Origin of the sequence: Pseudomonas sp. MWU318 (genome assembly GCF_016756945.1) — a bacterium.
Lineage (GTDB): Bacteria > Pseudomonadota > Gammaproteobacteria > Pseudomonadales > Pseudomonadaceae > Aquipseudomonas > Aquipseudomonas putida_A.
In genome coordinates this window covers 282,847-306,367 of the sequence record NZ_JAESJL010000001.1, presented here as the reverse complement: position 1 = coordinate 306,367, position 23,521 = coordinate 282,847, and the positions used below count along the sequence as shown (strand labels likewise).

Here is a 23,521-nt window from a genome sequence, read left to right as displayed (position 1 = left end):
CCCCTAACTCCCTGAATGTCCGAAGCTTTCGGTTAATTAAATTTTCTTATGTTGGAATTTTCACTACAAAATCCAACATCAAAAAATTTCCAACATAAGAAAATTATCCAATTAAAACAAATATCTAAAAGAAATTTATTTTGAAGGTTTTGATTTTCTCTGAAAAAGGGCTATACCTTCGATTTCCATGTAGTCGTGGGAACGGTCATGAAATCTGGCGCGTTTTCAACCCTCGATTCGCTGGCCAACACAGGCCATTCCATACGGGAATATCTGATTTCCGGCACAGCTGAGCGCGTTATCGACCAACCCCAGGCTAATCATTGGACGCCCCATAAGCCACGAGGGAGCGCTTTCAAATGATCGAAGTAGGCAACCTGGTTACTGAAAAAGGCCCCGATAACGAGCTCTACAAAGCCCTGGAGGTAGTAGATCGCGATCGCCATCTCGTAAAAATTCGCTCAGTGCTCACTGATGCAATAAAGGTTGTTGATGTCAACAATCTGATCCCCGTGACGCCCAGCGACATTATCAAAATGCAAGAGGGTGTCAAAGGGCGTGCCGAAGATTTAGATAACGACGTATCGGAGGATCCGATTACACAAGAGCAATACGCGCTTGCGCAGGATCGGTTTAATGCATTCAAAAAATTCAAAGATGGGCATTTCAAAACTAAAGAGCAGGTCTACTCTGAGTTGAATATTAGCCGGAGTACTTTTTATAATTTGCTTGACCAGTTTGATGAGAGCGTTGGTGTCGCGTCGATGATCGTGAACTCTAAGGGGCGGAAGAAGGGCAGCACCCTGCTGACCGAAGATCAAGAAGACGCTATTATGTACTGTTACAATACATATGCCGGCGAAAACTGGACACTCTGTTACCTCCACTCAAAGCTTCAAACAGAATGCTCTGAACGCGGTATTCCCTGCCCATCCCTGTCGGCCATGCGCAAGCGGATAATGCGCATCGACCCTGAGGATAGAGTTGCTCGTAGGGAGGGTGAACGCACCGCAGACGATACATATGTCCTCCGGAAGTCGAGGAGACTTACCCGCGCCCTGCAAGAGGTGCAGCTTGATCATACTCTGGCCGACATCTTCCTGCGCTCCGAAGTCGACGGCGAGCCCATCGGGAGGCCGTATCTTTCATTAGCTATTTGTCGCCACACGGGCGTTATTGTAGGATTTCATCTTTCCTTCGATCCGCCAAGTTCTCGGACAGTCTCGAATTTGATGCTGCATGCTCTCATGCCCAAAGTAGCATTCATGGAAGAACTTGGCCTAGGCGGGCTGCTTTATCCGTACTATGGCAAACCAGAAGTCGTATTTACGGACAATGCCAAGGAGTTTCATGCCAAAGCATTTCGTCGTGCCTGCGATAAATGGAACATTAAAGTAAAATTCCGTCAATCGAAACAAGCAGGAGGTAAGGTCGAAAGGACTTTTGGATCTTTAAATACAAAATTTATACATTTGCAGCGCGGAACAACCTGTTCACGTCCTAAGCGGACAAGCGACTTTGACCCAGCTAAAGACTCTGTAATGGCATATAGGGAGTTTTTGATCGAGTTGACTAAGGCGATTTGCCAATACAACGAAACTGCGGACTACTCTGGCAAATCTCCAGCCCGACGCTGGAAAGAATATTATACTGGTGCGGATGGTCAAATGCTGCTGCCGGAAGCCATTCTCAACCCTAAACGCTTTGCGCTTGAAATACTGCCAGAATTCTCAATCACGTGCACAAACACTTACGCAGAATATCGCAGCATCCAATACGATATCGGGGAGGCCAAGGATCACACTCGCCGGAAACTTCTTGTCAAACCCGATGCGCTCAATATTCACACGATCTGGGCTTATTTGTCGGCCGAGGATAGATGGATCGAACTTGATGCAATCGACGAAGATCTCCCTCGCACGATGACGGAGTACTTGCTCCGGAAAAAACTGCTTGATCAGCCAGGCTATCTAAGTCTCGAAGGCATCAAAGCCACGCAACTTCTGAACGAAGGGCATGCGCAGAACGAAGCGAAGTTCCGGCGTGCCCGGGAGGCCGGCCTCGTCGACAAGCAGTATCACTCCCGGAGTGAGCGCAAGCCGAAGTTGCCAACCACCTACATCAAGCGTGATTTCACACAACGGGCATCCGCGATGCTCGGGGAGAGCTAGATGAACCATCTCAGTGAAGCCGCACGCACGTATATGGACAAATCTGACGAGGAGCGAATCCAGGCGTGTCGCCGGAAGATTTTCATGGCCATGCCTGAATTCATGAAGACCTACGACATAGTTTCTGACCTTGTCGCTGCCGAGCGATCGGACAGCAACATTGGTCTCATCATCGTGGGCCCACCCGGCGCTGGCAAGACGACCATAGGCAAAAAGATCGCAGAGGTTTTCGAGGACTCGCCGCATGGCAAAATTCTGTACATCGACCTGGCCAACTACGCGGAGGACATGGATCTGCGGGCTATTTTGCACCGTGCGTTGGGGGTGGTCAAAACACCCCATAATCCTTACACCGCCTACGATAACGTCCATGAGGCGTGGCGCTTGATTAGGGAGAAGAACATTCGTTGCTTGGTGCTGGATGATACTCACGATCTGGGGCGTGCAGTCAGTGCTAGGCGTGGCCAGGCAAATCTCACCGCCTTAAGGTCATTTTCCAACGCCGACTACGGGCTCACGGTGATCATCATTGGCATCAAAGAGCTCTACAAGGTGCTCGAACCCGATCCGCAGCTCACAAGCCGCTACACGATCCGTCGGGTGACGATTGAGGAATGGAAAGCAGATAGCGAGTTGCTGGCAAACTTTCTCACGGGTTACGTCAGCCATCTTCCGCTCAAAAAGGAGTCCATCGTTGACGGTATGGACTTCATGGCTGCAGTCGTTAAGTTGCGGGGTAACACCAGGGCCATCACGGATTTGCTCCGTGCTTGTGGCATTGAGGCCATCCGCAGCGGGCAGGAGTGCATCACGCTGGAGTTGTTTAAAACCATGCACTTTGAGTACTTCGGTATGTTAAGCGTGGAGGACATCGTGCTGGAGTCGGATACTGAAGCTGGGTCAGCGCAGAGTACTCAAGTCGTCCTGGAGCAGCGTCGCGCAAAGTCCGGGAAGCGCAAGCGCACTCCGAAGGCCCCCAGTATCCCGGCAACCCCAGAAATTTTTGCATTCACGGGCTCCTAAAACGTCGGCGCCCTCAAGATAGCTTGTTGTGCCCGAACAGCATTACGAATAGGGCTCTCTGAGGCGCTGTAGATCGTTTCCCTACCACTACACAGGTCGGCCAAGGCCGACCTGTATTTCGTGTCGACACGCGTGGCTGGAGGCAGGATGGGGCGATTTCCGCGGTGGATCAGCTCCTCAGATAACGAATCGGTGCTTCAGCGATGCCTGAAGATAGTCCGAAGCTCCCTCGCGCTAACAGCAACCCGTCAGGCGACAAACAGTCACAGCGTAGAGCAGCATGCAACAGCGCAGCAGTCACTACCACACCAACCCAGAAACGAAGCTCCCAAGTCCAATGCTGACACCCAGGTAATCTTGCTTTCTGGCGATGCTGGCTGCGGTATGAGCGCGCTAACTCATCAATTATGCAGGAGGCTCTGCCGGCAAGGCATCAACGCGTTGGAGTTGCCGGAAATACCTGTTCACCCGAACCCGACGTTGGTTGACGGGCTTGTGGAAGCTCTGGGGTTGCCACCTCAAATGATGGCGGGTCAGAAGGCCCAGATTGAGTCCATCTACAACGCTACGTTTAAGTTGCGCGATATTCAGGTAACCATCGTGAATGACGTGCAATCGTATATGAGGCGTCCGTACAGCAATGCTTCGCCGGTGGTGACCCAAATCGCCGGGTTTATCCACTCCGGGATTTCAAAATTTGTTTTCTTGAGCGCCACTACGCGATGTTGCGACGCATTGGCTGAGGGCCTTCAGGTTGAAGGGATCACGTACTCGAGGATACACGTGCAGAGAATGCCATTCGGTGCCAATTACATCGGTTATGTCACCGATGCCGTTGAAAGGTTGACCGGAATTTCCGAGCTCCCTGGGTACCTGCCGTTAGAGCTGTACCAGCTTTCAGATGGCTTGATCGGTATGACCATGAGTCATATTCGGTGCTTGGTAGCTCCCTGCTCTAAAACGAGACGCTCCGACACGCCCCAGAACAAAACGTGGTTCGGCGGCTTCTGTCGGCCCGCCGATGATGAGACGTTCTCCTCCTGGCTCATGCGGAACGCGTTCAATAAGGGCGTTTGGTGGATAACCGGTAGAGAACTGGACGATTGCCGGCAAGCAGCGAGGTTGTACAGGGGGAGGGACGTAGATCGCATTTCAGACCTGATAGCGGCCGGTAAGGGCGGTAAAGTATTGTCGAAAGCGCTCGGTATCCCAACGCTCGCCGGTACATTCGAACTGCAAGATACCCGGGTGTTTCCGAGTCACTACCTTTTAGCGTATTGCCCGCAATGCCTGGCTGATGATGTGGCGTGTGGGCGACTTCCATCATGGCGCAAAGCGTGGAGGCAGTACGGGTATTGCGTGTGTGATAAGCACGAGATGCCCGTAACGCTCTCTGTTCTGCAACATCCCAATCCTGATCCTTTCTTTAGGGCGTGGGAGGCGTTCACTGAATACGTCCAGTCGCCACTTTTCCGGCTTAAAAGAAGGTTGGTAAGCGGCACGCTCTCTAATGAGAAACTGCAGATGCGGGAACGAAAGGTAGGACTACTGATCTTGCGGGTTCAAAGCTGGATACTAAACGAGGTTCTCACTGGCAGCTGTCCTCATCTTTCCTCCATCGGAGCTCGGTTTTTACTAAACGTCCTTTTACACGAGCCGATTCACAAAGGATCGCCGGGCGGATTCGCTAGAGCGTATTTCGACTCACGAGACCTAGCTCATGTCTTCTATACGAGCAATCGGAATTCAGGTGATCTTCATGGACACTATCTGACCGCAAGCCCCCGGCAAACCCTGACAGCCTATCTCCTGATCGGCATCGCTTATGACGTGATTAAACGACCGGAAGCAGCCTTTCTTCAAAGCGTGTTGGGAGTCACCCGCGCAGCTTTTCCGACCTGCCGTTCCGAAGTTTCTCACGCTGCGGTCACAATATTCACGCCCGAACATTGGGCAGCTATAACACGTACGGCGAAACGGGACTTATCCTTCGAGGATCTATTGCAGCTCGATTGGATTTTTAAACATGAGTCGAAACGCAAATGATCTGAGGATAATATCAATCAAATGCACTTCGGCTATCGTGTCGTATTTAAGAGTGTTCTGTTCATGCACTGAAAAGTTAAGAAATGGAGCAATAGCGACCCACTTATTAACAGATTTTTAGCTATTTGTGATGACGAGCCTGAACCGGATAATGTGCGGATTAAGACCTTTATTGACAAAAAAGGTCAGCTATACTGACTTCGTAGGCTACGGTACGAGGTTTGATTGCCATGACTAAGCTATTGACTCGTAAGGATTTAGAGCGAGAGCTGGCCCAGGCCAAACAGAGGCTTGCTCAGCAGAGCGAGGAGCTTGACACTCTACGGGAGCGCATGGAGTCTACGAGATCAAGAGATTTCTTTGAGAAATTTTATGCTATTGCTGATCGATACGGTTTTACTGCTGAAGAAGCTCGCGCAATAATATTAAGTGATAGTGCTCAAATTTCTGATGAGCAATGGGATGTTCGTCAGAGACAAGTTTCAGAATCGCTCTCTAATTCGTTGGAAGACCTGTTTGAGTTCGCCTGCACGGGCGAGATAGGACAGACTGCGCTACGTAAAGTCTTGGATACTGGGTTGGCTAAGCACAGCCGTGAGGTGGAGGAGAGCGCTTAGGCACTTTTCATAACTGGCTACGAAATTCAATGATAGCTCAAGCGGACAATGTATGTGAGTAACGGGTCAATGTGTTGGTTAGGACTGAGAGGAGAGTAAAGTGGCATCTGTGATTTTGCGACCCAAGACTAAAGAGTATCTTGAAGGGCTTAAGAGGGCCATGGATGGGTCTGCGCTTGCCCTCCAGGCGGGTTACAAATATTTGTTCCTCAGTGAAGTCTGTCATCTGCTGGAGGCCTACGATTATTCATTGGATGACATTCGCAAGATTCTAAATGGAGATTCTTCACCTCAGCCATCTTTTCCATATCGCTTATCCAGGGGTCATAGAAAAAATGGCGTCCCGGTTCGTTCGGATTCACAAAGCACCGGCCCCGTAAAAGGGGTGACTCGCAAAGAGAAGAGCTATCGGAATCCTCACACTGGAGAAACTATCTCGCTACGAAGTAGTAAGAATAAGGTACTAAAGCTGTGGCAACAAACGTATGGGGTTGAAGCCGTTGAGCAGTGGAGACTGAATGTCTAAGCATGCTAAATCTCTGCTCGAGACGGAGTTACGTGTCATAGACTCAATATCAGAGAGCCCAGTCGGCAATATCGCCTAACGAGTCCAAAGTGAAAGAAGCTTGCAGCCACTGTTCGCCAATTTGAACGTCCACATCATGGTTGAGGCGATGATGTTTTTTGCTCAGGGAGTGAGACAGAAGCGGTGAGTGCAGAAGCCATCGCTAATTCTCCAAAGGAATCTGAGCTGTCGATGTAGCGCATAGCTGACTTCATATCCTTCCATCCGACGTACTTCATCAGTGCTTTTAAATCCCAGCCGTTCGCTGAAGCCCAGGTCGCGAATCCGCGTCGCATGGAATGACTGCTATAGAGGTCAGCCGATACGCCAGTCTGCTCGAAGATTCGACGAAGAAGGGGTATCAGGCTGCCGGAGTTGATGCCGTCCTTAGACAAATTACCCCAGCGATCCACTTTCCTAAATACTGGCCCGCGCGCAATGCCGGCGACGGTGACCCAGTTGATGTACGCCTGCACAGGGCAAAGCTTCCTAAGGGCCGGGGTGTGGAACGAAGTACCCAGATGTTGTCGATCGCCTTTCGTGTGCGGGAGATAGAAAGTGATTCCTTTCCCTGATTCGGCTTGGGTGTGTTCGACCTGAAGACGTGCCAGCTCGTCACCCCGGAACCCGCGCCAGAACCCGATCAACACAAGCGCGATGTCTCGCCGATGCCTGATCATTCTTCCCAATTCACCGCGCTCCGCCGCGAGAGCTGCCTCTCGCTCGAGCCAGCTTACTGCTTGTTCCAGGTGAAGTAGAAGGAGAGGGGCTGCCTGTTTTTCTTGGGTCGGATGCAACGTCCGGATGCCCTTGATCATTTGCCTAACCGTCGGCGTTTTTGTGGGATCCGGGAAACCCTGCGTGACGTGCCATTGCGCCAGCGCGGCCAGGCGTTGCTTGAGCGTGTTGATGGTGTGCTTGTCCGCGTACTCGGCGAGGTAACGCACGATGCCATCGCCAGTCGCCGGTAGAAACCCACCCCAGGTCACTTCGAAGTGTTCTATCGCTGCACGGTAGCTGCGCCGGGTGTTTTCCCGGGTACCGGCCTGCAGGTAACGATCAACCTTGTTCATCTCGACCCTTCTACGCGAAACGTGCCATTTCCGGCGACGGAAAAAGCTAAAAACAGACTTATGATGCGATAACGCACGATTATTTGATCATAGAAACTCGATTTTTGTGATTGATTATTTGTCTCAGTGTAATATGTAAATACACATTACATTTACACTACGAAATCGTAGGAGATGACATGGCACGGGGCGGTATTAACAGGGCAATCGTCCAAATAGCACGGGATGCGCTGATCGCTCGAGGTGTAAATCCCAGCATCAACGCTGTGCGGGTTGAGCTTGGAAATACTGGCTCTATGACGACCATTGCCCGATATCTAAGCGAACTCGGAAAAGGAGATCCACTCCCGGTGGGGCGCCGGGAACGCTTGAGTGATGAACTCAACGGTCTGGTTGGTCAGGTGTTGGATCGACTGCTTGAAGAGGGCGCCGAAGAAGTGGCCGAAGCCCGAGCTGAGCTTGATGAGTACCGAGCGTCCGTCAATGAGCAACTTGCGCAAACGCAAGCCGCTCTGGCGGAATTGCAACGCCAGCACGATAACCTACAGGCAGCGCTCGACATCCAGGCCGGAGAGCTGAGTACGTGCCAAAGCAGTTTGCAGTCCGAGCTCACTCGCAACGCTCGCCTGAGCCAACGCTGTGCTGACCTAGAAGTACGGGTACATGAGAAAGACGAGCAGGTTCGTTCGCTGGAAGAAAAGCACCTGCACTCTAGAGATGCGCTTGAGCATTACCGTAATGCAGTCAAGGAGCAGCGAGACCAGGAGCAGCAACGGCACGAAGGACAGGTGCAGCAAGTTCAGGTCGAGTCGCGCCAACTCCAGCAGACATTGATGGTCAAGCAGGACGAACTGACTCGACTCAACAGAGATAACGAGCGCTTGCTGAGTGAGGCGCGGCAGCAGGCCAAAGCAGCGACGACGCATGAAGACGCGGCGCTTCGACTGACCGGTGAGGTTGCCGCCATGATGACAGCAGTTGCCAAGGCTGACGGTGCGAAAGAAGCACTTCAGGAGCAGCTTGGTCTGTCCCGCGCTGAATCTAGACGGCTAGAGGAGGGCTTGTCGCGGGCAAGTGCACAATTGACCGAAGCCCAAAGACTGTCGGAGCAATATTTTGCGGAGCTCACTCAGTTACGGCAAACCATGGATCACCCTGGCGACGAAAACCAGAGCAAAAACCAAATCGAAAACCAAAGCAAAAACGCCAGAAAATAAGACCAAGGGAGAGTTAGATTGATCAAATTTGACGCAGCGTGTAGCGGTACTGTTGCAAGCACTCTTGACCAGAAATACGCGCACGAGCGCCTGAATCAGATAGTTTTTTCTGACGATTTTTTGGGGCCACTTAAGCGCATTGGGCGAGTCGCGTCTCGTGCGACTGCGGCGACATCTGAAGTGGGCAGGAGGGAGAATCTTCAGGCGTAGAAGGCAAAAAGCGTAGAAGGCAATAAAGCGCTGAGAATTTCTAGGGCCCGTTTTGACTTGTGCCTTTTTAGAGGGAAGGTAGCCTAGATGGCGGATTGCTTTCATCCCTTACAAGGAGCTTTTATGCAGTTGAAAAAAGGTTACATCCTAATTCCCGCCCTCATCGGGCTCGTCATCAGCATGGCGTTTCTCGTCGTGCAAAGTCGGGTGTTCGATCTGATTGGGCGAAATTACAACTTCTGCCATGCGTTGTACGGCTTTACCTTTCCTTTCGTGATGAGCTATCTCTCATTCGAATTCAGCAAGGTACAGAAAACGCCCGTGATCCCGGTCATCAAGCAAATCCTGAACATTCCCTGGTACACCTGGCCTTTGGCATTTGTGCGTGTGATGTGGCGATCGATTGTGCGCGATGTTAGCGAAGGGATCTGCTGGATTCCTCTCGCCGGCGTTGCCTACGTTCTCTTGGGTTCGATTGGTAACGAAGTGTTTGTCGACCCCGCGACCAATGGAATCCCATTTACCTTGGCCTATGAGAACTTTGTGGCTGATGTCTTCGGCATGTTGCTATTTCTGTTGGTCACCTTTCCGTTTGTTACTCGCCAGAAAAAAGCACGCGCGTTGCTAACCAGCAACGCATAAACCATTCTCAGTGGGGCGGCTGCGCCGGTAAGTAAGCAATCACAACACTCCAGGCCGACGCAGACCCTCACTGCAGATAGCGAGAAAAAGCTAAGCAGGCGTGATGCCTTTGATCGTATGCGGCAAGGTGTTCCAGATTGCGATCGGTCACTCCTCAACGCGCTTCCAGATTCTTCCGACCGTTGATGTCGGAATGCCCAGAATGTCCGAAGCCTGCTTCTGAGTGAGCCCGTGAGCGCGGCAGCGAAGCACGGCGTCGACCTTCTCGGGCGGAGTGCGTTGGCCTGGCAGCCGAGGTTTCAAGACACCGCCTTCAAACTGCGTCGGCAATCCTTCCAAAACCCCCAGATCCTTGAGTTTCTTGATCTCTTTGTTGAGGTGCTTGAGAAAGTCTTCGGGTGCCTGCTGCCGTTCAAAACTGGCCGCCACAGTGAGTAGCGCCAACGGCTCGACATCCAGGTTTTCAGCGAGAATTTCCAGCGTGTCGAGAGTCACACTGGCCTTGGCGTGTTCCAAGTTATAGACATGCTTGGCATCCAATTGGCCATGGAAATCCTCTTTCGCCAGGCCACGGGCCGACCGAACGAGGCGGATGACTGCTGCCAACGGATCTCTCAACGGCATTACGAATCCCCAAAGCTGAGGATAAAGCCATATTGATCAATCCCAATCCATGGAATATAGTCCCCGTACTGGGATTTCAACTTGTCCACGACTTGACGATGGATTGTCATTCGCTGGGTTGAAGTCTGATTCAACCGCACCCAACCCGCGCTGATTCTTACCCTGCGTCTCTACTGGTAAGCCCGTCGAGTGTGTGCGGTAAGACAGCTACCAATATATCGCCTAATCGAAGTTGCCTGCTCACCATGAGGTTCCAAATTTATTCAGATCTGCACAACGAATTTTCGGCCTTCGAGATACCTGGCGTCGCTGTGGATGGACGCTGACCGAGAGTGGCTTCGTTCAGCGGCGAGTTTGGTGAAATCTACTTGCGTTCATGCCCGTGCTGAGAGTGGGCTGGTCGATGCTTGATTTAATTGATCAGAGAGACCGAAGAGTGAATGAAGAAAAGACTGTCCTCCAAGGCCCGGTTATGCCGACGCAACTAAAAGGCGCGGCGTGGGATGACTGAGCAAAAATATGCCATTCCGAAAGCGGTCGCCGAGGCTATGGGAGAGGATTTCGGTATGCCCATCACGGCATTCTTATGCGCAGCCGTTGATAGCCCTCCAATACTGATGGGGACGGTCTATGGCGATACCACGGGGCGCTTTCGTGAGGGAGCGAGCATACGAACGTCGCGAATTACGAGCGTTCTCTTCGTCAATGGTTATTCATTATTTCAAACCGTGGCAGGCAGTCGATACCTGGTGGTCAGTTGGGCGCCGGGCGGAAGCAATCTCTACATGAATCGAATTTATCACTGAGCGATCCGCAATTGCGGGGGCGAGGTAAAAGTCTCAAGGTTATCCGGGTGGTAATCGCAGGGGAGAGCGGGTTAGCGCAATGACGAGAATGAGTGTTACAGACGACGAACTGCTGGGAGATCTACTGTACGGGTCAGCACGCCCTCTTGGGGGCTCAAAACTTGGCGATGATGAGTTGATCGAACTGGCTGCTGATACCTTCAAAGAGAAGCCGTTCTATGTTGTCCGGAACTGGATGATTTTGGATGTCATGCTTCCAGAATCTGCTGAGCGGGAAGTCAAGACTCAGGGCCTTGATGCGACTGTCTTATATGCCCAAGCGGCCGTGTTCGACAGCCAGAACAAGCATTCGCCTGGTGACAGCGTGCTTAGCGGTTATCAAAGTGACTTCGATGGGTGCATTTTTGAAAGCGAGACCACGATTTTCATCTTGGCCGGTCGAGGCGCGCGCAAACACGTCAGCCTGCCCGCTATTCAAGTATTAGCCATGCATAGCAAGCGAGCAGAAGAATCCTATGATTGATGATCTGTCCTCGATCTTGCGTGATCGCTATCCAGAAATCTTTTCCAGTGCTCCGTTTTGCGAAATTGCGTGTTTGCTAGGGGGGCTGGATTAAATAGATGAACTGTGCGGCACGCTAAGAACTCATCTGACAGCACACCCCGAGGTGCCTCAAGTGCGAGCACGCCAGGTTAAGGAAAAATTCGGAGGTTTGCGGTTTTACTACTCGTGTGGTAATACGATTTGCCGTGAGTTGATCGCTGGTGCAGAAGAAAAGTCGATGACGATCTGCGAGGTCTGTGGCCACGCCGGGATATTAGGAGGGGAGGACTGGCTCCGAGTTCGATGCCTCGATCACGTCAACTGGTCACCCTCAGAAGACCGTGCATGAGCGCACGGAAACGCCCTGTTGAATCCATGAAAACAGACATGTGGGTCACCGTGAATCTACCTTCTCCGGGCATTGAACTTCACGATGTCGTTCGGCGCCGTATGCCTTTTACCCTTTTTCAATCGCTGGCCGAGATGTGGGGTATGGCTGAAGGGATACTGAGTGAGCACATGGCGATTTCTTACGAACGCTTGTCGAAAGCGATGACTGCAGGCTTTTTTTCGGTCTGGGAGAGCAGACGTCTGTATGGATTGATTGTTGCTCTACAGGCGTGCTGCGAGTTGTTCGAAGGCGATGTCCAGGCAGCCATGTCTTTCTTACAATCACCGCTGCGTTGTTTTGACTCAAAAACTCCTTTGGAAACGCTCGTTACCGAGGAGGGCAGGAGCGCCGTGATTGATCTGATCGGTCGACTTGAGCACGGAATCCCCACCTAAATGGCTTCTTTTTCGCAGAGGAACGAACACGACAAGGGAGGGGTGAACTCTTGAAGGAAGATAATACGGTAATCCAGATGCTGGATTTCTTGGCGGCTGACATATTTCATCGACCCGAACAATTGCAGCCTTTGAACGGGGAGTTGATCGCCCGCATCACCTTGCTCGTCGGTGATGTAGGCGTTGATCTGAATGCGCCTTTCGCTTTAGATAACGAATGATGTGATTCCTATTCGTTCATGGGTAACACTTGTCGAATTGGCAGCGTTAGAACCCGCTCATGTCAGTTCAGCGAGATCTAAACCCACGCTTTCAGAACTATGCCTTCGTCTCGTCCCCATTGTCTGCAAACAGCGTGTCTTGATGACCCATTAGAAAATTGACATGGGACTTGATGCCAACCATTTGCCCAAAATTGTAGTAATTGTGGCACAGCGATTCCATGCCGATCAGCGTTTCAATGGGTGTCGCGATAGGAAGATACCCAATCAAAACGGCCTTGCCGGGATCTGATGGATGAGTGTTCAAATGATAAATTTCGAAGAAGCCTTCACGCTCTTCATCTGAACACAGTCGAATTTCCCAGTGAGTATCTCTGCCCAGTTCCTCATTGTACTGTTTGATATATTCCGCTGATTTGTAATTCATGATCATCTCCTTTTTTGTTATGAGATAATTGTAAAATTGGAGCAATCATGGTCGCAAGTATCTTATTCGTAGATTCAATAGGCGTTAATGGCACCAATGCCTTCATATGATGTGAGTGGGGCCGCTCTAGAGATGATTGATTGGCTCAAATTCTCTTTTCACGGACACGGATAACTCCGTACCTCTCAAAACCCGCGAGGGCTCTGATAGGCGTTCTCTCCATGTGTCTACGCCCAGACTCAGTTTGGCTCTGTGGCCAGGCTCAGAACGTCAGCGAGGCGCAAGTCGAGCTCAAGTCACCATTGCGATGGGGAACAGATATGGTCAGCGCCAAATCCCGAATTGAATGCTCAGGGCCCTGAATTCAAATCTTCCAAATATTGATGACTAGGATTTCATCGGGTGGCCTGAGTTTTTGTACGATGCACTAGGACGAGGGGATACTGATTTAGGGGGGGGAACGTAAGAAAACAGGGCGTCTTCTTGACGTTCTCCATAATGTTTTATAAAACCCAGCCCAGTTCAGCAGACTTCAAGGCCAAGCCGCTTTCACATTCAAGAGGCCTTGTAGTGGGTCGGATGGCCGAACTGCGTGTTTGTCTTCCTTCGTAGGAGGCCATGGAGAAGGTTTTTCTTTAACGGGGGCGAATCAAAGCCAAGGCTAAAGTGTGGTTTTCGACTCAAATAAGAATCCAGCAGCGGCGATGACGCCATCACATCACACGGAATAAGAACATGGCATTTTTTACGAAAGACGAGGCGCGATCTGCCGCCAAGCGAGCAATGAAGAGCCGCAGCCTCGGTGAGATGAAAACAGAGTCGATGGAGTCCAATAAACGCGCGAGCAGGTTCGACGTATTTTTGTCTCACTCGATCAGCGACGCCGAGTTGGTACTCGGTGTGAAAGTACTCCTGGAGGACATGGGGAAGAAGGTCTATGTCGACTGGGTGGATGACCCTGAGCTCGACCGTAGTCAAGTCAACAAACACACCGCGCAGCGGCTGCGGGGTCGGATGAATCAATGTGATTCATTGCTCTATATCGCTACGGAGAACGCTTCGAGCTCCAAATGGATGCCTTGGGAGCTGGGATATTTTGACGGCCATAAACCAGGCCAAGTCGCCATTCTACCGGTGTTGGACAGCGAAAATCAGAGATTTGAAGGGCAGGAATACTTGGGCTTGTACCCAACCGTCGATAAGGACAGCATGAGCGGCCCCCGTAGGCCGAGTCGTGATCCTTTGGGTGACATTGCCGCTCTGCGAGGCCGTAGACCAGGCTTTCCGGTCTCAGGCATCGGCAAAATATTCCTCTAAGGCGTTGGCGACTGCAACAGAAGGGGGGAGAGCGAGGTCAATTGGCTCCCTGAGGTTATCCAGCCCGCTCCCCAATGCGGGCTTTTTTTCGCCCGCAACTTCGACAACCCGTACACCATTGCGATGAATGATCATGGGGCTTTTGGTAGACCGACCCATGGATAGTCAGATGCCGATGGTCGGTTACGCAGCAGCGTGCGCCTTCACCACGTAAACCACGACCACTGCCGTGATTGCCACCAACACAGCCCCATGGAAGACGATCAATGTCTTGGAGAAAGTGGCTTTGAGCCAGTTTTTCCAACCTTGGCCTTTATCGATCACCATCATAAAGTCGATCTTGTCTTTGTCAGTGGCGCGGACTTTGTCGTAGAGCCTGCGGTAGCAGCGCTCGAGCGCCAAGAAATAGCCGTCGAGGCCCCAGAAGGCGATGCCAGGAATATAGGCCAGAAGCGCGAAACCCTTGTCAGCGTCCTTGGCAGACAGCGCAAACAGCGCTGAGATCAGGATGATTGACCAACCCTTGAGCAAAAAGGAATTAGTGGACAGGCGATTGACTACACCTTGAACGAATTCTAGATGTTTGAGCTTTGCATCCATGGAGCTTATCCGTTAAAAATTATTGTAAAGTTGATCGATTGCCCTTGATCCCTTGAGGTCGGAGGCTTGCAGCATCCACCTTCTAAACGCCGCCTCGGAGATAGGCGTAAGCTGGCCGACGGGAGCGTCATGCGCCATGTTCAGCTGCTCGGCCGAATAGACCTCGTCCAATATACGTTTGCTCTCCACTACCATTCTGTAGCGAGGGCGGTGCCGTACCAGAGTGGTGAAGTTGAGTTCCATGTGTATCCATGGGGACAACGTTTTGTGCTCCGCATCCACCGAGTGTTTAAGCGAAATCGATTGGTCTGTGTTCATGAAAATGATCGTGTGGGTTTGATCAATCATGCGTTGGAGCGCAGTGGTCAGAATCATGTGTACATGTGCCGTAGAGCGATTGCGCTCATCGTAATCGTAGTACGTTGTGTCTTCGCGACGGCAATATTTGTTGTCGATGGCCTTAAGCAAGTCGTATATCGAGCCCCAGATGCAAGAGTCGATAAATACGTCCAGGTCGCATTTTTCCTTGAGCTCCAGCGCGATTTGAATCGCCTCGTCTACGTCTTTGGACGAGTGGGACAGGAATATGTCAGCTTTCACGGCCGGAAAAAGCGAGTCCAGAATGAGCGACGCATCGAATGTGTCCTCATCGATCATTAGCTTCGCCAGCTCGTCGACACGTTTCTGGTTGGCGGCCTTATAGGCCATGACTTTCGAGATATCGACAGGGTAAGAGAAGGTGTCGATGCTGAGATTGAAACCGCGATCCATCTAAAAACTTCCTTAGTTACCGAAATTCCGTTCGCTATCCGGTTCGATGCCGAGAATGCTGGTGTACAGGGAGAAATAGTCCCTGGATTTTTCAAGCTCCTTGAGGCGGTGATCAGTGTGGGTAGAGGGGAGGGTCGCTGTGGCACCGCCCCCCGCTCGGACTGCAATGATCTTGGCTTTGGGAAACTTGGACGTGAACAACTTGTATTCTTCGATGATTCCCTCCATGCCGCCGATAAAGATGCCAGCCTGGAACTCATTGTCTTCCATCATCCTATCGCGCATGGACAGTACGCTGTCTTTGAGCGTTTCTTCCTTGGCGATTAAGCGGATGTCTGCAAAACCTTGGTTTTCGAGGGGAAACTTGTCTTCAAAATACGCGGACTGATACACAGTTGCGCACTCAATACTTTGAAGTTTAAAATTTCTGCCCGCGGCATAGACCATTGGCGTGATCGAAGGGTGGCCGCCAAACACAATGCGTCGCCGCCCGAGTACGAGAAGCAAGAGTGACCTCACGGCCATTTGTATTTGGTACGGGTGGCAGTCATCAAAAAATGCTCTGCCGCGGGTCGGCACACTGGCGGACAGGAAGATCGATTTTTTCATTTTCGCCAGTCCAAAAATAGCAAGCCCGAACTATAAGGATCGATTAATCGAACATCCTTCTCCAGGTAGTTGCTAATCCAATCCATATGCGACTTCCACCGTTTCTCTTCGATTCCTAGATTATCGTACACTACAGCCACAGGAGCTGGGTGATTGTCTAGTGTCGCTTCGTGCAGAGTATAGGTCGTCGGTACCCCTAGCGCTGGATAGACGTAAATGGGCTCACCACGCTTCGGCTTCACGGTAAGGCTTCGTCGTAGTGAATAGCCCTCGATTGTCGCGTGGGCACGTTTGAGCGAGCTCCCGAACGCGTCCATCAGCTGGTGGTAGCGCGTGGCGACGCCTTCTGCGCGTAAATCCTCAGCCGATCGACAGATGAGTGCGAGACACTCTTTGGTCAACGACACCCCATCAGGCAGGAAATCGTCCTTTTTCAGAAGAAGATCCCGTGTGATCTGGCTACGGTCATCGAGATCTACATCTGGCCAACCCGCTCTCAGGATCGGAATGCCCCGAAACATGGCGCGCCCGAATTCCAAGGTAGTCCAACGGCTCTCGAAATAGGTCGGGGTGTCCAAATAGATCATGACATCGGTGTCGCACAGCTTCTGCCACAGCACTTCCTGGAAGTGTTCGCCGGGCAAAATCTCATGGGTATCGAGGAACACGTCGAACAAACGCTCTGAAAGCGCTGCATAGAGCTGCAGCGCAGCGGTGGTCGATTCCGTCCGTCGGTAGCTGAGGAATACACGCCGCTGCCGGGGCAGAAGCGATGCGCATTCCAGTAAACAATTGACGATCGTCGGGATATCCGCCGAGTCAAGGCCAAGCCCGTTGAGGATCGAGACAGACGGCGGAAATTCTTCGGTCAGCCTTCCAAGTTTCGATGCGACAGGTATGACAGGGATACTATCTTTCATCATTTTCGTGATGTGCTTGTCTTGGCCGTCAGGAAGGGGAAAGCACAGAGCCGCCGTGCATTTACCATCTGCAACCTGATATTTATCAGGCGCTCCTGCGTACCAATCGACCTCGACACCGAGGTTGAGCGACAGTACGGCAAGCTTCGCCTTCAACGCTTCGTGGAATTCCTCAAGGAAACCGTCGGGAGGCGAGCCAAAAATAGCCAAGTAGTAAGAAGCGTCCTGCATGGTGTTTCTCATCGATAGAGTGGTGAGCGGGGTGGTTAGTAGCGATTTCTGATCGCTATCGCTTCTTCAACCCACTTTCCAAGATTCTGGGAGATATCGGCGTACCGTGTGGCGCTGTCGTACCCCGCTGGATCATACGCACGTACGATATTGGAAAGCGCGGCATTACCCACGTTGAACTTGGCGAACGGGTTGATCCCGGCTCTGGCGGTCTGGCCGTTGCGATCAGTGATCCCGTGAATGTGGATCCCAAGCAGTCCCAGGCCTTTTTCCCAAGCTTGCTTGATTTCGTAGTCAATCCATTTACGGCCTGCGGTTTGCTCACCGATCAGCACAATGGCGCAGGAGCAGCCTCTCATTTCGGTGTTGATCCAATTTTCGATTGCCTGCTCACTTCCATTCTTCACAGCTTCCCAGCCGTTGTCGTAGGCCTCTCGTTCACCATGGATGGCTCCAATCGAGCGAATTTTCGCGGCTCGCCAATTATCGGCTTGGTAGTGAAAGCTGTAGAAGCAATGGCGCATGACTGTCTCCGCGCAGGTAATGCAGCACCGAGGGCTCGTTGCTGCGGGCGTTGATATCATAGGGCCGCATTTGGCGCGGCGCTACAGCGTCCTACTAAAGATAAATCACGTCTGGGCACCCTGCGCGAGCAGTGTGTGAAGTGTTGAACTCGAGCAGGCTGCTTCGATGGGCAAATGGCCTATCGACTGCGGATCTGGTAATGGTTCAATGCGCCCAGGCTAAGAGTTGTGCGCATGGTTGGTAACGTATCGTTCACGGTGCGGTGCTGAATTGATCTGAGTGTCGTTTCAGCTTTAATCACTTTGCGTGATAAGACCTTTTTCGTGGAGTTGCTTAAACACAATCTCAGTCAATATTTGGGCATAATTCATCATCAAACCCAGCAGGTCGCTAAGATTATAAGTGGAGAAAATGCGATGGGTCGGATCGGTGTGACCAAGGAGAAACACGTGAGTTTCTTTGGAGTCTTTTAGGTTACTGAAGAACTTGTTGGCTTTAGCTGTAAGCATCTCTTTGTCTTTCTCATTTATTGCGGACGCTTTCAGAGTGCGAGCGATCACTTCGTCTTTGTTTTTGGCTAGACCTGAGTTGTGGACGATCAAGTGGCGCAGCTTGGAAATTAAGCACAGCTCAAATCCTACGTGGCAATCGAGATGGTTTTTTGTTTCTATTTCTCTGAGTTCTTTGAATCTGTTCCTGAAACAGGAGAGGATGCTGTTTGGTTTGTTCTTTTTGAGGGCCACCTGGGTCAGAAACCAGCTGAAGTCTTTGGTTGATAAGTCCGACAAATCAATATTACCAAAGTCTGACTTCGGCCAGAAGTCGATGTCGACGTACCCTATGCCCGCGTAGAGGTGCTCTAGAAAATCTTCAAACGCTTCATAAGCTTCTGCCAATACCCACTGATAGTGTCGGTTTTTATGAATGTGGGCAGATCTAATCTCATCGTCTAGAAACAGACGTTTAGCACCATAGGTTGTCGCTCGGCCGTTTCTCAAGTCATGGTAGATCATGTGGTGGACAGAGCGAGGAATATCCTCCATGCCTGACTCTTGCTCATGCTTTTTCTCTTCCTGCAACCTTCGCAATTCACTGTCAAAGCGTGAACTGATCGAGCTTCTCAGTGCGCTGGTTTCAGTCATCTTGTGTTTGAATGCTGCGAGTGCATCTAAAATTTTTTGCGCTTTAAAAGGTTCGTTCATGGCAGATCCTTAGGGTCAACCCTGTCATTCATCTGAATATTTCCAGAAGTCCATGGCGTCGATGCGAGTAATCGTGACGAGCGAGCTTCGGCCATGACGTCCACCAGCATTGGCACCGTGTGCGCGCCTCTCAAGGTCTTTTTCAGACGCGATGAGAGAAAAATCCTCTCTGGTGGTAGGCTTCGCGTGGCCCAAACCTCGGATGTGGCGTTGCATTGGGGCCTAGGAACGCGTGAGAAGCCTGGCGCGTGAGCGTTGTCGCACAAAATGGAGATTAGTTGTAGTGGATGCCCCAAAGTCTGACGCTCAAGTTGATGAGATCGTTGAGCCCTCTTTTTCTAAAAGTCTACTGAGTCGCATGATCAACCGTCTACTCGATGCAGCCGGTGTGCAACAGGCATCGGCTTGGAGAGCTGGTCGTGCAGCGGGGCATCATGATGGATACCAGCGAGGCTTCAGTTTGGGGCAGGCTGCTGGGCTTGTCACAGGAGATAAGCTGGGCCATGAGCGCGGTCTTGGCGAAGGCCATGTGAGTGGCCTTGAAGAAGGTCGAACCCTTGGCTTCGAAGAAGGGCAGGTAACAGGGTTCGAAGCCGGGCACAAAAAGGGGTTTGACGAAGGCAAGCTGGTCATCGAGGTTCAGCCAGGCCCAGATCCCATAATTGAGGCTCCCGGGATTCGCGACGACCAACTCTTTAAAGATTGGCGCTTTCCAATCACTGATGAGTTGGAGGCGCAAATTAGAGCTGAGGTTGCTGACAAACTGCCGAAGCAACCACCCTCTGCGGATCAGTGGAAAATGATTCTGTCCAAGACGCCTACGACCTCTGTGGTTGCCGGCGCGGGGAGTGGCAAGTCAACGACCATGGTGCTACGACTCCTGGTGCTAAGGCATTACTTGGGCGTCGATTTCTCGAACCTCACCGTGGTGACCTTCACAGTTGAGTCCAAGAAGGATTTCGCGAAAAAAGTTCGCGAGGTCTTCAAGCTTTGGGGCTATGACATTTCGCATGATGACTCGCTAAAAATCGTCCGTACCTTCCACTCACGAATTTTGTCCTTCGCTCGATGCCTGCCGGGCATGAGTCAGGTGCAACCTTTTGAATTCTTGGAAAAGGATGGCAGTACGAAAGAGAAAGGCTCCATGTTCCAAGTGAAGGTTGGGGAGCCCCAGCTTGAGCTGATGAACGAGTGCTACATGCGCCTTTACGACAAGAATCCAGATTTTAAAACGCTCATCGGCAAGCTCTTCCGCCACGCATTAGCGATGGAAAAAGTGAACGCAGATAGTCCTGATGCACTAAAGGCGCAGCGCCAGGCCCGCGACTTGGCCAAGGCTGACGACGACATTTGCGACACTCTGGAAAAGCTGTGGCGAGCTGCAGGTAAATGGCCCATCGAGGGCATCGAGCCTTCGCGTAAGGTGATCCAGCTCCTAGGCCAAGATTTCCAGGTCAACGGTTACATTCCGGAGCTCGACGCTTTCGTCATCCTGGGCGTAGATAAATCTGAGCCGAGTGATTTGAAGGCTAAGGAAGGGCGCTTTCCTTACCTGAGGGCGGATGTGAAGAACAAGCGCATACTCTTCCAAGCTCACTGCAACCGTCCGGTGATCTACCTCAAAAGCTATGTCGAGTCAGCGGGCCCCATTGAGGCGATCCGAAGCCTGGTAAACACCTGTCCTAAATTCACCTACAAGCTGGAAGGTGACATCACTGCGCAGTACATCACGGAGGCGTTCTACAGCGCCGCATCGTACATGGAGAACCTTGGCCTGGATGTTTTCGAGGCGATCCGAGCCATGCGATTGCGCAAAGACGACGCGGATCGCGATTTCTTCCATGCCCTCGCGATCTACTGGAGCGACTTCACACGCATGCTCTTTAACATGACTCCGCCGGTCATGACGTTTAACACGATGTTCGCTATCTTCAGCGAGCGTAAGCCGCACAATCTTCGGGCGCTGACGCCTGGGGTTTTGCGACCGATGACCACCTTGCTCGTCGACGAGTTCCAGGACGTCGGGGCCAATACCATCTCGTGGATTCGCGCGACTTTCGCCGAAATCGAACGACGGAATTTGACTGTTCCTACCACTGGCTCACCGGCCTACGCCTCGCTCATGGCGGTCGGTGATGACTGGCAGAGCATTTACGGATGGCGAGGCAGTTCGCCGCACTACCTCATCGATTTTGACAAGGTTTTCCAATCGCCAGAGCCCAATCGAGTGTTCATGCAGGAGAATCATCGTTCGCATCAGATGGTAATCGATGCCGCGGAGGAAATTGTGAAACGCACGCCCGGTGGTGTGCCTGGGAAGCGGGGGATTGCCAAAAACAGTTCAGTGACAGGCCACCAGGTACCGGTAGAAGTCCGAGATATGGATTGGAAGCAAATCGCAGCGGATGTGGAGCGTCATTACGATGCCGGCGATTCGATTCTCATCCTGACACGCTCAAACTCCGTCAAGGAGGAGGCGCGTGACGCGCTGGAAGATCTTCGAGAAAGAGCCAGGCTGGAAAAGCGCTCTAGTCAGATACATTTCCTGACCTACCATTCTGCTAAGGGCCTGCAGGCCAAAGCCGTTTTTCTGCTTGGAGATTGCGACCTTAAAACCTCCTCACCTTCCAAAAATGATCTTTATGCGCAGGCAGGTATGAATCGCCCAGGTGACCCGTGTGGTTACGACACTTCACAGGGGGAGGAGGCATTGCGCACTGCTTATGTGGCGATAACCAGAGCCATCACCTACTGCTACTGGTATCTGGATGACGAGTCGAAGCCTGCCATCCAAAGGGCCAGCCGCTACATCAACGCGGCTCAACCGTACTGGAATAAGGTCAATGCTCCGGTGCCCGCTGCAACCAGCAAAGCCAAGGCGCCGGCAAAGCATCTTGGCAACCGTGTTTATTGAATGCATCAACGAGTGGGTAGCGACACTGGAGCGAGCGATTGAATGAGTATCTCGTTCGGTTCCTAGAAGGTGACGATCCCTTGATGCGCGACGAATCCGACGCACTGATGCGATAGACAGGCAGTCGGTGTCGTCACTGGTTATTGGGACTAATTGAGTCTGTTCGGAGTGGAAGCTATGGGAAACCATCAACAGCTTGTGGAGCAGGCGCTTGGCGGAGACTTACCCAAGCTTGCGGTCGACTTCTTTGTCGTCTTCGCAAGGTTTGAATGTGCACTCAAACGATCCATTACCTATGCCGCGCTGGATAGAGAGAAGGTGAGCGCGGACTGGGACGGCTTCGCACGCGATCTGGGAAATGGTTTTCTAGAGGAGGTGATTGCTCAAGAGATGGCTCCAGATTTGGTCAATAGGCCGCCCAAGCAACAGGTCATGCTCCCCGACGGAGGTGGTCTGGGATGGCGCGAAACTCCGGGAGTCAGAAACTCTGCGGAACTCTTCCTCGCCATTCGCCGAGCGCGAAACAACCTGGTGCACGGTGCCAAATATCGTGACGGGGCGACCGGCCACGTGGATCTTGTCGAGGGATCCGAACGGGATAACATGCTTTTAGATCAATCTCTGGCAGTACTGGGCCTTGCGCTTGAGAGAAGCCCAGGTGTCCGGCGTTTTTTCCTGCAGTATTGAGTGGCGGCGCTCTCCAGTTGGCTTTCCGCTGTCCTCGCTTAGCGTCAACGGAATCAACGTCAAGACGTTGGCCGCTCTCTGCCGATCGAAAAAAGAAGTCACTCGACATTCGGGTTGGCCTTCTGCAAGGATAAGTCCTTCCCATGCCAAGTTTAGACATATGCATACCCTTTCAATCCAACAGCTATACGCTTTACGTTTAGCGATCTTTGATAACGCAGCGGCGTTACATCATGAGTCTGAGCTTCTACTGCGAAATGAACTGTACAGCCGTGCATACTTGCTCGCACATTTCTGCGTTGAAGAACTTGGTAAGATCCCTATCTTGATAGGTGTCATTAGTCGACTTGAAAAAAATGAAGCGGTCGACTGGAAGGATGTCAAAAAACGCTTCACCAGCCACGTGAGCAAAATTGGGTCGCAAAACGGCCACTTCTATGCTTTTGGTCGAACAAGTGAGGTCGGTGGTGATAACGGTATTCCGTGGCTGATTGCTGCGAACCAATCTGTACCCGAATCCTATAACAAGAAGAATCTGTCGACTTACGTGGACGTCAAGGATGGAGCGATCCGGCGCCCAAGTGGTGCAATAGACAAAAACGGCGCCACGAAGCTGGTTAGTTACGCGTCAGACTGCCTGAATGCTCATCGGCGTTCTGAAGAATTGACCAACCCAATTGTGTATGAAGCTCATGAGGACGGCAGACTATGGGAGCACGCCGATTAAGTGGTGTTTTTGGGCTTTGCGCTGCGGGAATCGGCTTCAGGAAGGA

24 protein-coding genes are annotated in these 23,521 nt (G+C 51.8%); 15 read left to right on the top strand and 9 right to left on the bottom strand.

Annotation, left to right across the window (positions count from 1 at the left end):
- Positions 1-359: 359 nt before the first annotated feature.
- From JN524_RS01260 to JN524_RS27415, 5 genes are all read left to right on the top strand, one after another.
- Positions 360-2,171: an integrase catalytic domain-containing protein gene (locus JN524_RS01260; RefSeq protein WP_202368189.1), complete on the top strand. Its 1,812-nt coding sequence runs from the start codon at positions 360-362 to the stop codon at positions 2,169-2,171.
- Positions 2,172-3,194 carry a TniB family NTP-binding protein gene (locus JN524_RS01255; RefSeq protein ID WP_109631309.1) on the top strand — a complete coding sequence of 341 codons (1,023 nt, stop codon included), beginning with the start codon at positions 2,172-2,174 and terminating at the stop codon, positions 3,192-3,194. It begins immediately after the preceding gene.
- Positions 3,195-3,578: 384 nt separating this feature from the next.
- Complete coding sequence (locus tag JN524_RS01250; RefSeq protein ID WP_202368188.1) at positions 3,579-5,240, top strand: TniQ family protein; 1,662 nt, start codon at positions 3,579-3,581, stop codon at positions 5,238-5,240.
- Between the two features lie 230 nt (positions 5,241-5,470).
- Complete coding sequence (locus JN524_RS01245) at positions 5,471-5,857, top strand: hypothetical protein (RefSeq protein WP_109631315.1); 387 nt, start codon at positions 5,471-5,473, stop codon at positions 5,855-5,857.
- A gap of 160 nt (positions 5,858-6,017) precedes the next feature.
- Entirely contained in the window at positions 6,018-6,383 is a 366-nt protein-coding gene (locus JN524_RS27415) for a DNA binding protein (RefSeq protein WP_442964266.1), read from the top strand.
- A gap of 134 nt (positions 6,384-6,517) precedes the next feature.
- Here JN524_RS27415 and JN524_RS01240 read toward each other — a convergent pair whose 3' ends face one another.
- Positions 6,518-7,495 (bottom strand): site-specific integrase, encoded by a 978-nt coding sequence (locus JN524_RS01240; RefSeq protein WP_202368187.1) that lies wholly within the window; start codon positions 7,493-7,495, stop codon positions 6,518-6,520.
- A gap of 179 nt (positions 7,496-7,674) precedes the next feature.
- Here JN524_RS01240 and JN524_RS01235 point away from each other — a divergent pair, with 179 nt between their 5' ends.
- On the top strand, positions 7,675-8,712 hold the full coding sequence (locus tag JN524_RS01235; protein ID WP_202368186.1) for a DNA-binding protein: 1,038 nt from the start codon (positions 7,675-7,677) through the stop codon (positions 8,710-8,712).
- 333 nt (positions 8,713-9,045) lie between these two features.
- Positions 9,046-9,564: a hypothetical protein gene (locus tag JN524_RS01230; RefSeq protein ID WP_202368185.1), complete on the top strand. Its 519-nt coding sequence runs from the start codon at positions 9,046-9,048 to the stop codon at positions 9,562-9,564.
- 147 nt (positions 9,565-9,711) lie between these two features.
- Here JN524_RS01230 and JN524_RS01225 read toward each other — a convergent pair whose 3' ends face one another.
- A complete protein-coding gene (locus tag JN524_RS01225; protein WP_237402906.1) occupies positions 9,712-10,188 on the bottom strand; it encodes an XRE family transcriptional regulator in 477 nt (158 codons plus the stop codon).
- 503 nt (positions 10,189-10,691) lie between these two features.
- On the opposite strand from JN524_RS01225, the gene JN524_RS01220 reads away from it, so the two are divergent.
- From JN524_RS01220 to JN524_RS01205, 4 genes are all read left to right on the top strand, one after another.
- Positions 10,692-10,994, top strand: coding sequence for a hypothetical protein (locus tag JN524_RS01220; RefSeq protein WP_237402905.1), 303 nt, complete (start codon positions 10,692-10,694; stop codon positions 10,992-10,994).
- 88 nt (positions 10,995-11,082) lie between these two features.
- Complete coding sequence (locus JN524_RS01215) at positions 11,083-11,517, top strand: DUF6957 family protein (protein WP_202368184.1); 435 nt, start codon at positions 11,083-11,085, stop codon at positions 11,515-11,517.
- A gap of 366 nt (positions 11,518-11,883) precedes the next feature.
- Positions 11,884-12,324 (top strand): antitoxin Xre/MbcA/ParS toxin-binding domain-containing protein, encoded by a 441-nt coding sequence (locus JN524_RS01210; RefSeq protein WP_202368183.1) that lies wholly within the window; start codon positions 11,884-11,886, stop codon positions 12,322-12,324.
- 50 nt (positions 12,325-12,374) lie between these two features.
- The gene (locus tag JN524_RS01205; RefSeq protein ID WP_202368182.1) at positions 12,375-12,545 is read left to right on the top strand and encodes a type II toxin-antitoxin system PrlF family antitoxin; all 171 of its coding nucleotides are present in this window, start codon (positions 12,375-12,377) and stop codon (positions 12,543-12,545) included.
- A gap of 97 nt (positions 12,546-12,642) precedes the next feature.
- Here JN524_RS01205 and JN524_RS01200 read toward each other — a convergent pair whose 3' ends face one another.
- Positions 12,643-12,972 (bottom strand): hypothetical protein, encoded by a 330-nt coding sequence (locus JN524_RS01200; RefSeq protein ID WP_202368181.1) that lies wholly within the window; start codon positions 12,970-12,972, stop codon positions 12,643-12,645.
- Between the two features lie 735 nt (positions 12,973-13,707).
- On the opposite strand from JN524_RS01200, the gene JN524_RS01195 reads away from it, so the two are divergent.
- Complete coding sequence (locus JN524_RS01195; RefSeq protein ID WP_202368180.1) at positions 13,708-14,289, top strand: toll/interleukin-1 receptor domain-containing protein; 582 nt, start codon at positions 13,708-13,710, stop codon at positions 14,287-14,289.
- A gap of 183 nt (positions 14,290-14,472) precedes the next feature.
- Here JN524_RS01195 and JN524_RS01190 read toward each other — a convergent pair whose 3' ends face one another.
- The 6 genes from JN524_RS01190 to JN524_RS01165 all read right to left on the bottom strand — a co-directional run bounded on the left by JN524_RS01190 (position 14,473) and on the right by JN524_RS01165 (position 19,147).
- Positions 14,473-14,889: a hypothetical protein gene (locus JN524_RS01190; protein WP_202368179.1), complete on the bottom strand. Its 417-nt coding sequence runs from the start codon at positions 14,887-14,889 to the stop codon at positions 14,473-14,475.
- 12 nt (positions 14,890-14,901) lie between these two features.
- Entirely contained in the window at positions 14,902-15,660 is a 759-nt protein-coding gene (locus JN524_RS01185) for a hypothetical protein (RefSeq protein WP_202368178.1), read from the bottom strand.
- Between the two features lie 12 nt (positions 15,661-15,672).
- Positions 15,673-16,269, bottom strand: a complete 597-nt coding sequence (locus JN524_RS01180) for an SLOG domain-containing protein (RefSeq protein ID WP_202368177.1) — start codon at positions 16,267-16,269, stop codon at positions 15,673-15,675.
- Complete coding sequence (locus tag JN524_RS01175; protein ID WP_202368176.1) at positions 16,266-17,420, bottom strand: toll/interleukin-1 receptor domain-containing protein; 1,155 nt, start codon at positions 17,418-17,420, stop codon at positions 16,266-16,268. The genes JN524_RS01180 and JN524_RS01175 overlap by 4 nt, the downstream gene beginning before the upstream one ends.
- Positions 17,421-17,455: 35 nt before the next feature.
- Positions 17,456-17,944, bottom strand: coding sequence for a TIR domain-containing protein (locus JN524_RS01170; RefSeq protein ID WP_237402904.1), 489 nt, complete (start codon positions 17,942-17,944; stop codon positions 17,456-17,458).
- A 294-nt stretch (positions 17,945-18,238) separates the two neighbouring features.
- Entirely contained in the window at positions 18,239-19,147 is a 909-nt protein-coding gene (locus JN524_RS01165; RefSeq protein WP_202368174.1) for a hypothetical protein, read from the bottom strand.
- 358 nt (positions 19,148-19,505) lie between these two features.
- On the opposite strand from JN524_RS01165, the gene JN524_RS01160 reads away from it, so the two are divergent.
- The 3 genes from JN524_RS01160 to JN524_RS01150 all read left to right on the top strand — a co-directional run bounded on the left by JN524_RS01160 (position 19,506) and on the right by JN524_RS01150 (position 23,475).
- Complete coding sequence (locus JN524_RS01160; protein WP_202368173.1) at positions 19,506-22,061, top strand: UvrD-helicase domain-containing protein; 2,556 nt, start codon at positions 19,506-19,508, stop codon at positions 22,059-22,061.
- A 177-nt stretch (positions 22,062-22,238) separates the two neighbouring features.
- On the top strand, positions 22,239-22,748 hold the full coding sequence (locus JN524_RS01155; protein WP_202368172.1) for a hypothetical protein: 510 nt from the start codon (positions 22,239-22,241) through the stop codon (positions 22,746-22,748).
- Positions 22,720-23,475, top strand: coding sequence for an AbiV family abortive infection protein (locus JN524_RS01150; RefSeq protein ID WP_202368171.1), 756 nt, complete (start codon positions 22,720-22,722; stop codon positions 23,473-23,475). Before JN524_RS01155 ends, JN524_RS01150 begins: the two co-directional genes overlap by 29 nt.
- Positions 23,476-23,521: the final 46 nt, after the last annotated feature.

What these genes read in the sequence shown, in the direction of transcription:
- JN524_RS01175 (WP_202368176.1), bottom strand. Translation starts at nt 17,420, where the DNA reads ATGCAGGACGCTTCTTACTACTTGGCTATTTTTGGCTCGCCTCCCGAC.
- JN524_RS01165 (WP_202368174.1), bottom strand. Translation starts at nt 19,147, where the DNA reads ATGAACGAACCTTTTAAAGCGCAAAAAATTTTAGATGCACTCGCAGCA.
- JN524_RS01160 (WP_202368173.1), top strand. Translation starts at nt 19,506, where the DNA reads ATGATCAACCGTCTACTCGATGCAGCCGGTGTGCAACAGGCATCGGCT.
- JN524_RS01235 (WP_202368186.1), top strand. Translation starts at nt 7,675, where the DNA reads ATGGCACGGGGCGGTATTAACAGGGCAATCGTCCAAATAGCACGGGAT.
- JN524_RS01195 (WP_202368180.1), top strand. Translation starts at nt 13,708, where the DNA reads ATGGCATTTTTTACGAAAGACGAGGCGCGATCTGCCGCCAAGCGAGCA.
- JN524_RS01255 (WP_109631309.1), top strand. Translation starts at nt 2,172, where the DNA reads ATGAACCATCTCAGTGAAGCCGCACGCACGTATATGGACAAATCTGAC.
- JN524_RS01230 (WP_202368185.1), top strand. Translation starts at nt 9,046, where the DNA reads ATGCAGTTGAAAAAAGGTTACATCCTAATTCCCGCCCTCATCGGGCTC.
- JN524_RS01220 (WP_237402905.1), top strand. Translation starts at nt 10,692, where the DNA reads ATGACTGAGCAAAAATATGCCATTCCGAAAGCGGTCGCCGAGGCTATG.
- JN524_RS01250 (WP_202368188.1), top strand. Translation starts at nt 3,579, where the DNA reads ATGAGCGCGCTAACTCATCAATTATGCAGGAGGCTCTGCCGGCAAGGC.
- JN524_RS01240 (WP_202368187.1), bottom strand. Translation starts at nt 7,495, where the DNA reads ATGAACAAGGTTGATCGTTACCTGCAGGCCGGTACCCGGGAAAACACC.
- JN524_RS01210 (WP_202368183.1), top strand. Translation starts at nt 11,884, where the DNA reads ATGAGCGCACGGAAACGCCCTGTTGAATCCATGAAAACAGACATGTGG.
- JN524_RS01260 (WP_202368189.1), top strand. Translation starts at nt 360, where the DNA reads ATGATCGAAGTAGGCAACCTGGTTACTGAAAAAGGCCCCGATAACGAG.
- JN524_RS01245 (WP_109631315.1), top strand. Translation starts at nt 5,471, where the DNA reads ATGACTAAGCTATTGACTCGTAAGGATTTAGAGCGAGAGCTGGCCCAG.
- JN524_RS01180 (WP_202368177.1), bottom strand. Translation starts at nt 16,269, where the DNA reads ATGAAAAAATCGATCTTCCTGTCCGCCAGTGTGCCGACCCGCGGCAGA.
- JN524_RS01185 (WP_202368178.1), bottom strand. Translation starts at nt 15,660, where the DNA reads ATGGATCGCGGTTTCAATCTCAGCATCGACACCTTCTCTTACCCTGTC.
- JN524_RS27415 (WP_442964266.1), top strand. Translation starts at nt 6,018, where the DNA reads ATGGATGGGTCTGCGCTTGCCCTCCAGGCGGGTTACAAATATTTGTTC.
- JN524_RS01215 (WP_202368184.1), top strand. Translation starts at nt 11,083, where the DNA reads ATGAGTGTTACAGACGACGAACTGCTGGGAGATCTACTGTACGGGTCA.
- JN524_RS01200 (WP_202368181.1), bottom strand. Translation starts at nt 12,972, where the DNA reads ATGAATTACAAATCAGCGGAATATATCAAACAGTACAATGAGGAACTG.
- JN524_RS01225 (WP_237402906.1), bottom strand. Translation starts at nt 10,188, where the DNA reads ATGCCGTTGAGAGATCCGTTGGCAGCAGTCATCCGCCTCGTTCGGTCG.
- JN524_RS01155 (WP_202368172.1), top strand. Translation starts at nt 22,239, where the DNA reads ATGGGAAACCATCAACAGCTTGTGGAGCAGGCGCTTGGCGGAGACTTA.
- JN524_RS01170 (WP_237402904.1), bottom strand. Translation starts at nt 17,944, where the DNA reads ATGCGCCATTGCTTCTACAGCTTTCACTACCAAGCCGATAATTGGCGA.
- JN524_RS01190 (WP_202368179.1), bottom strand. Translation starts at nt 14,889, where the DNA reads ATGGATGCAAAGCTCAAACATCTAGAATTCGTTCAAGGTGTAGTCAAT.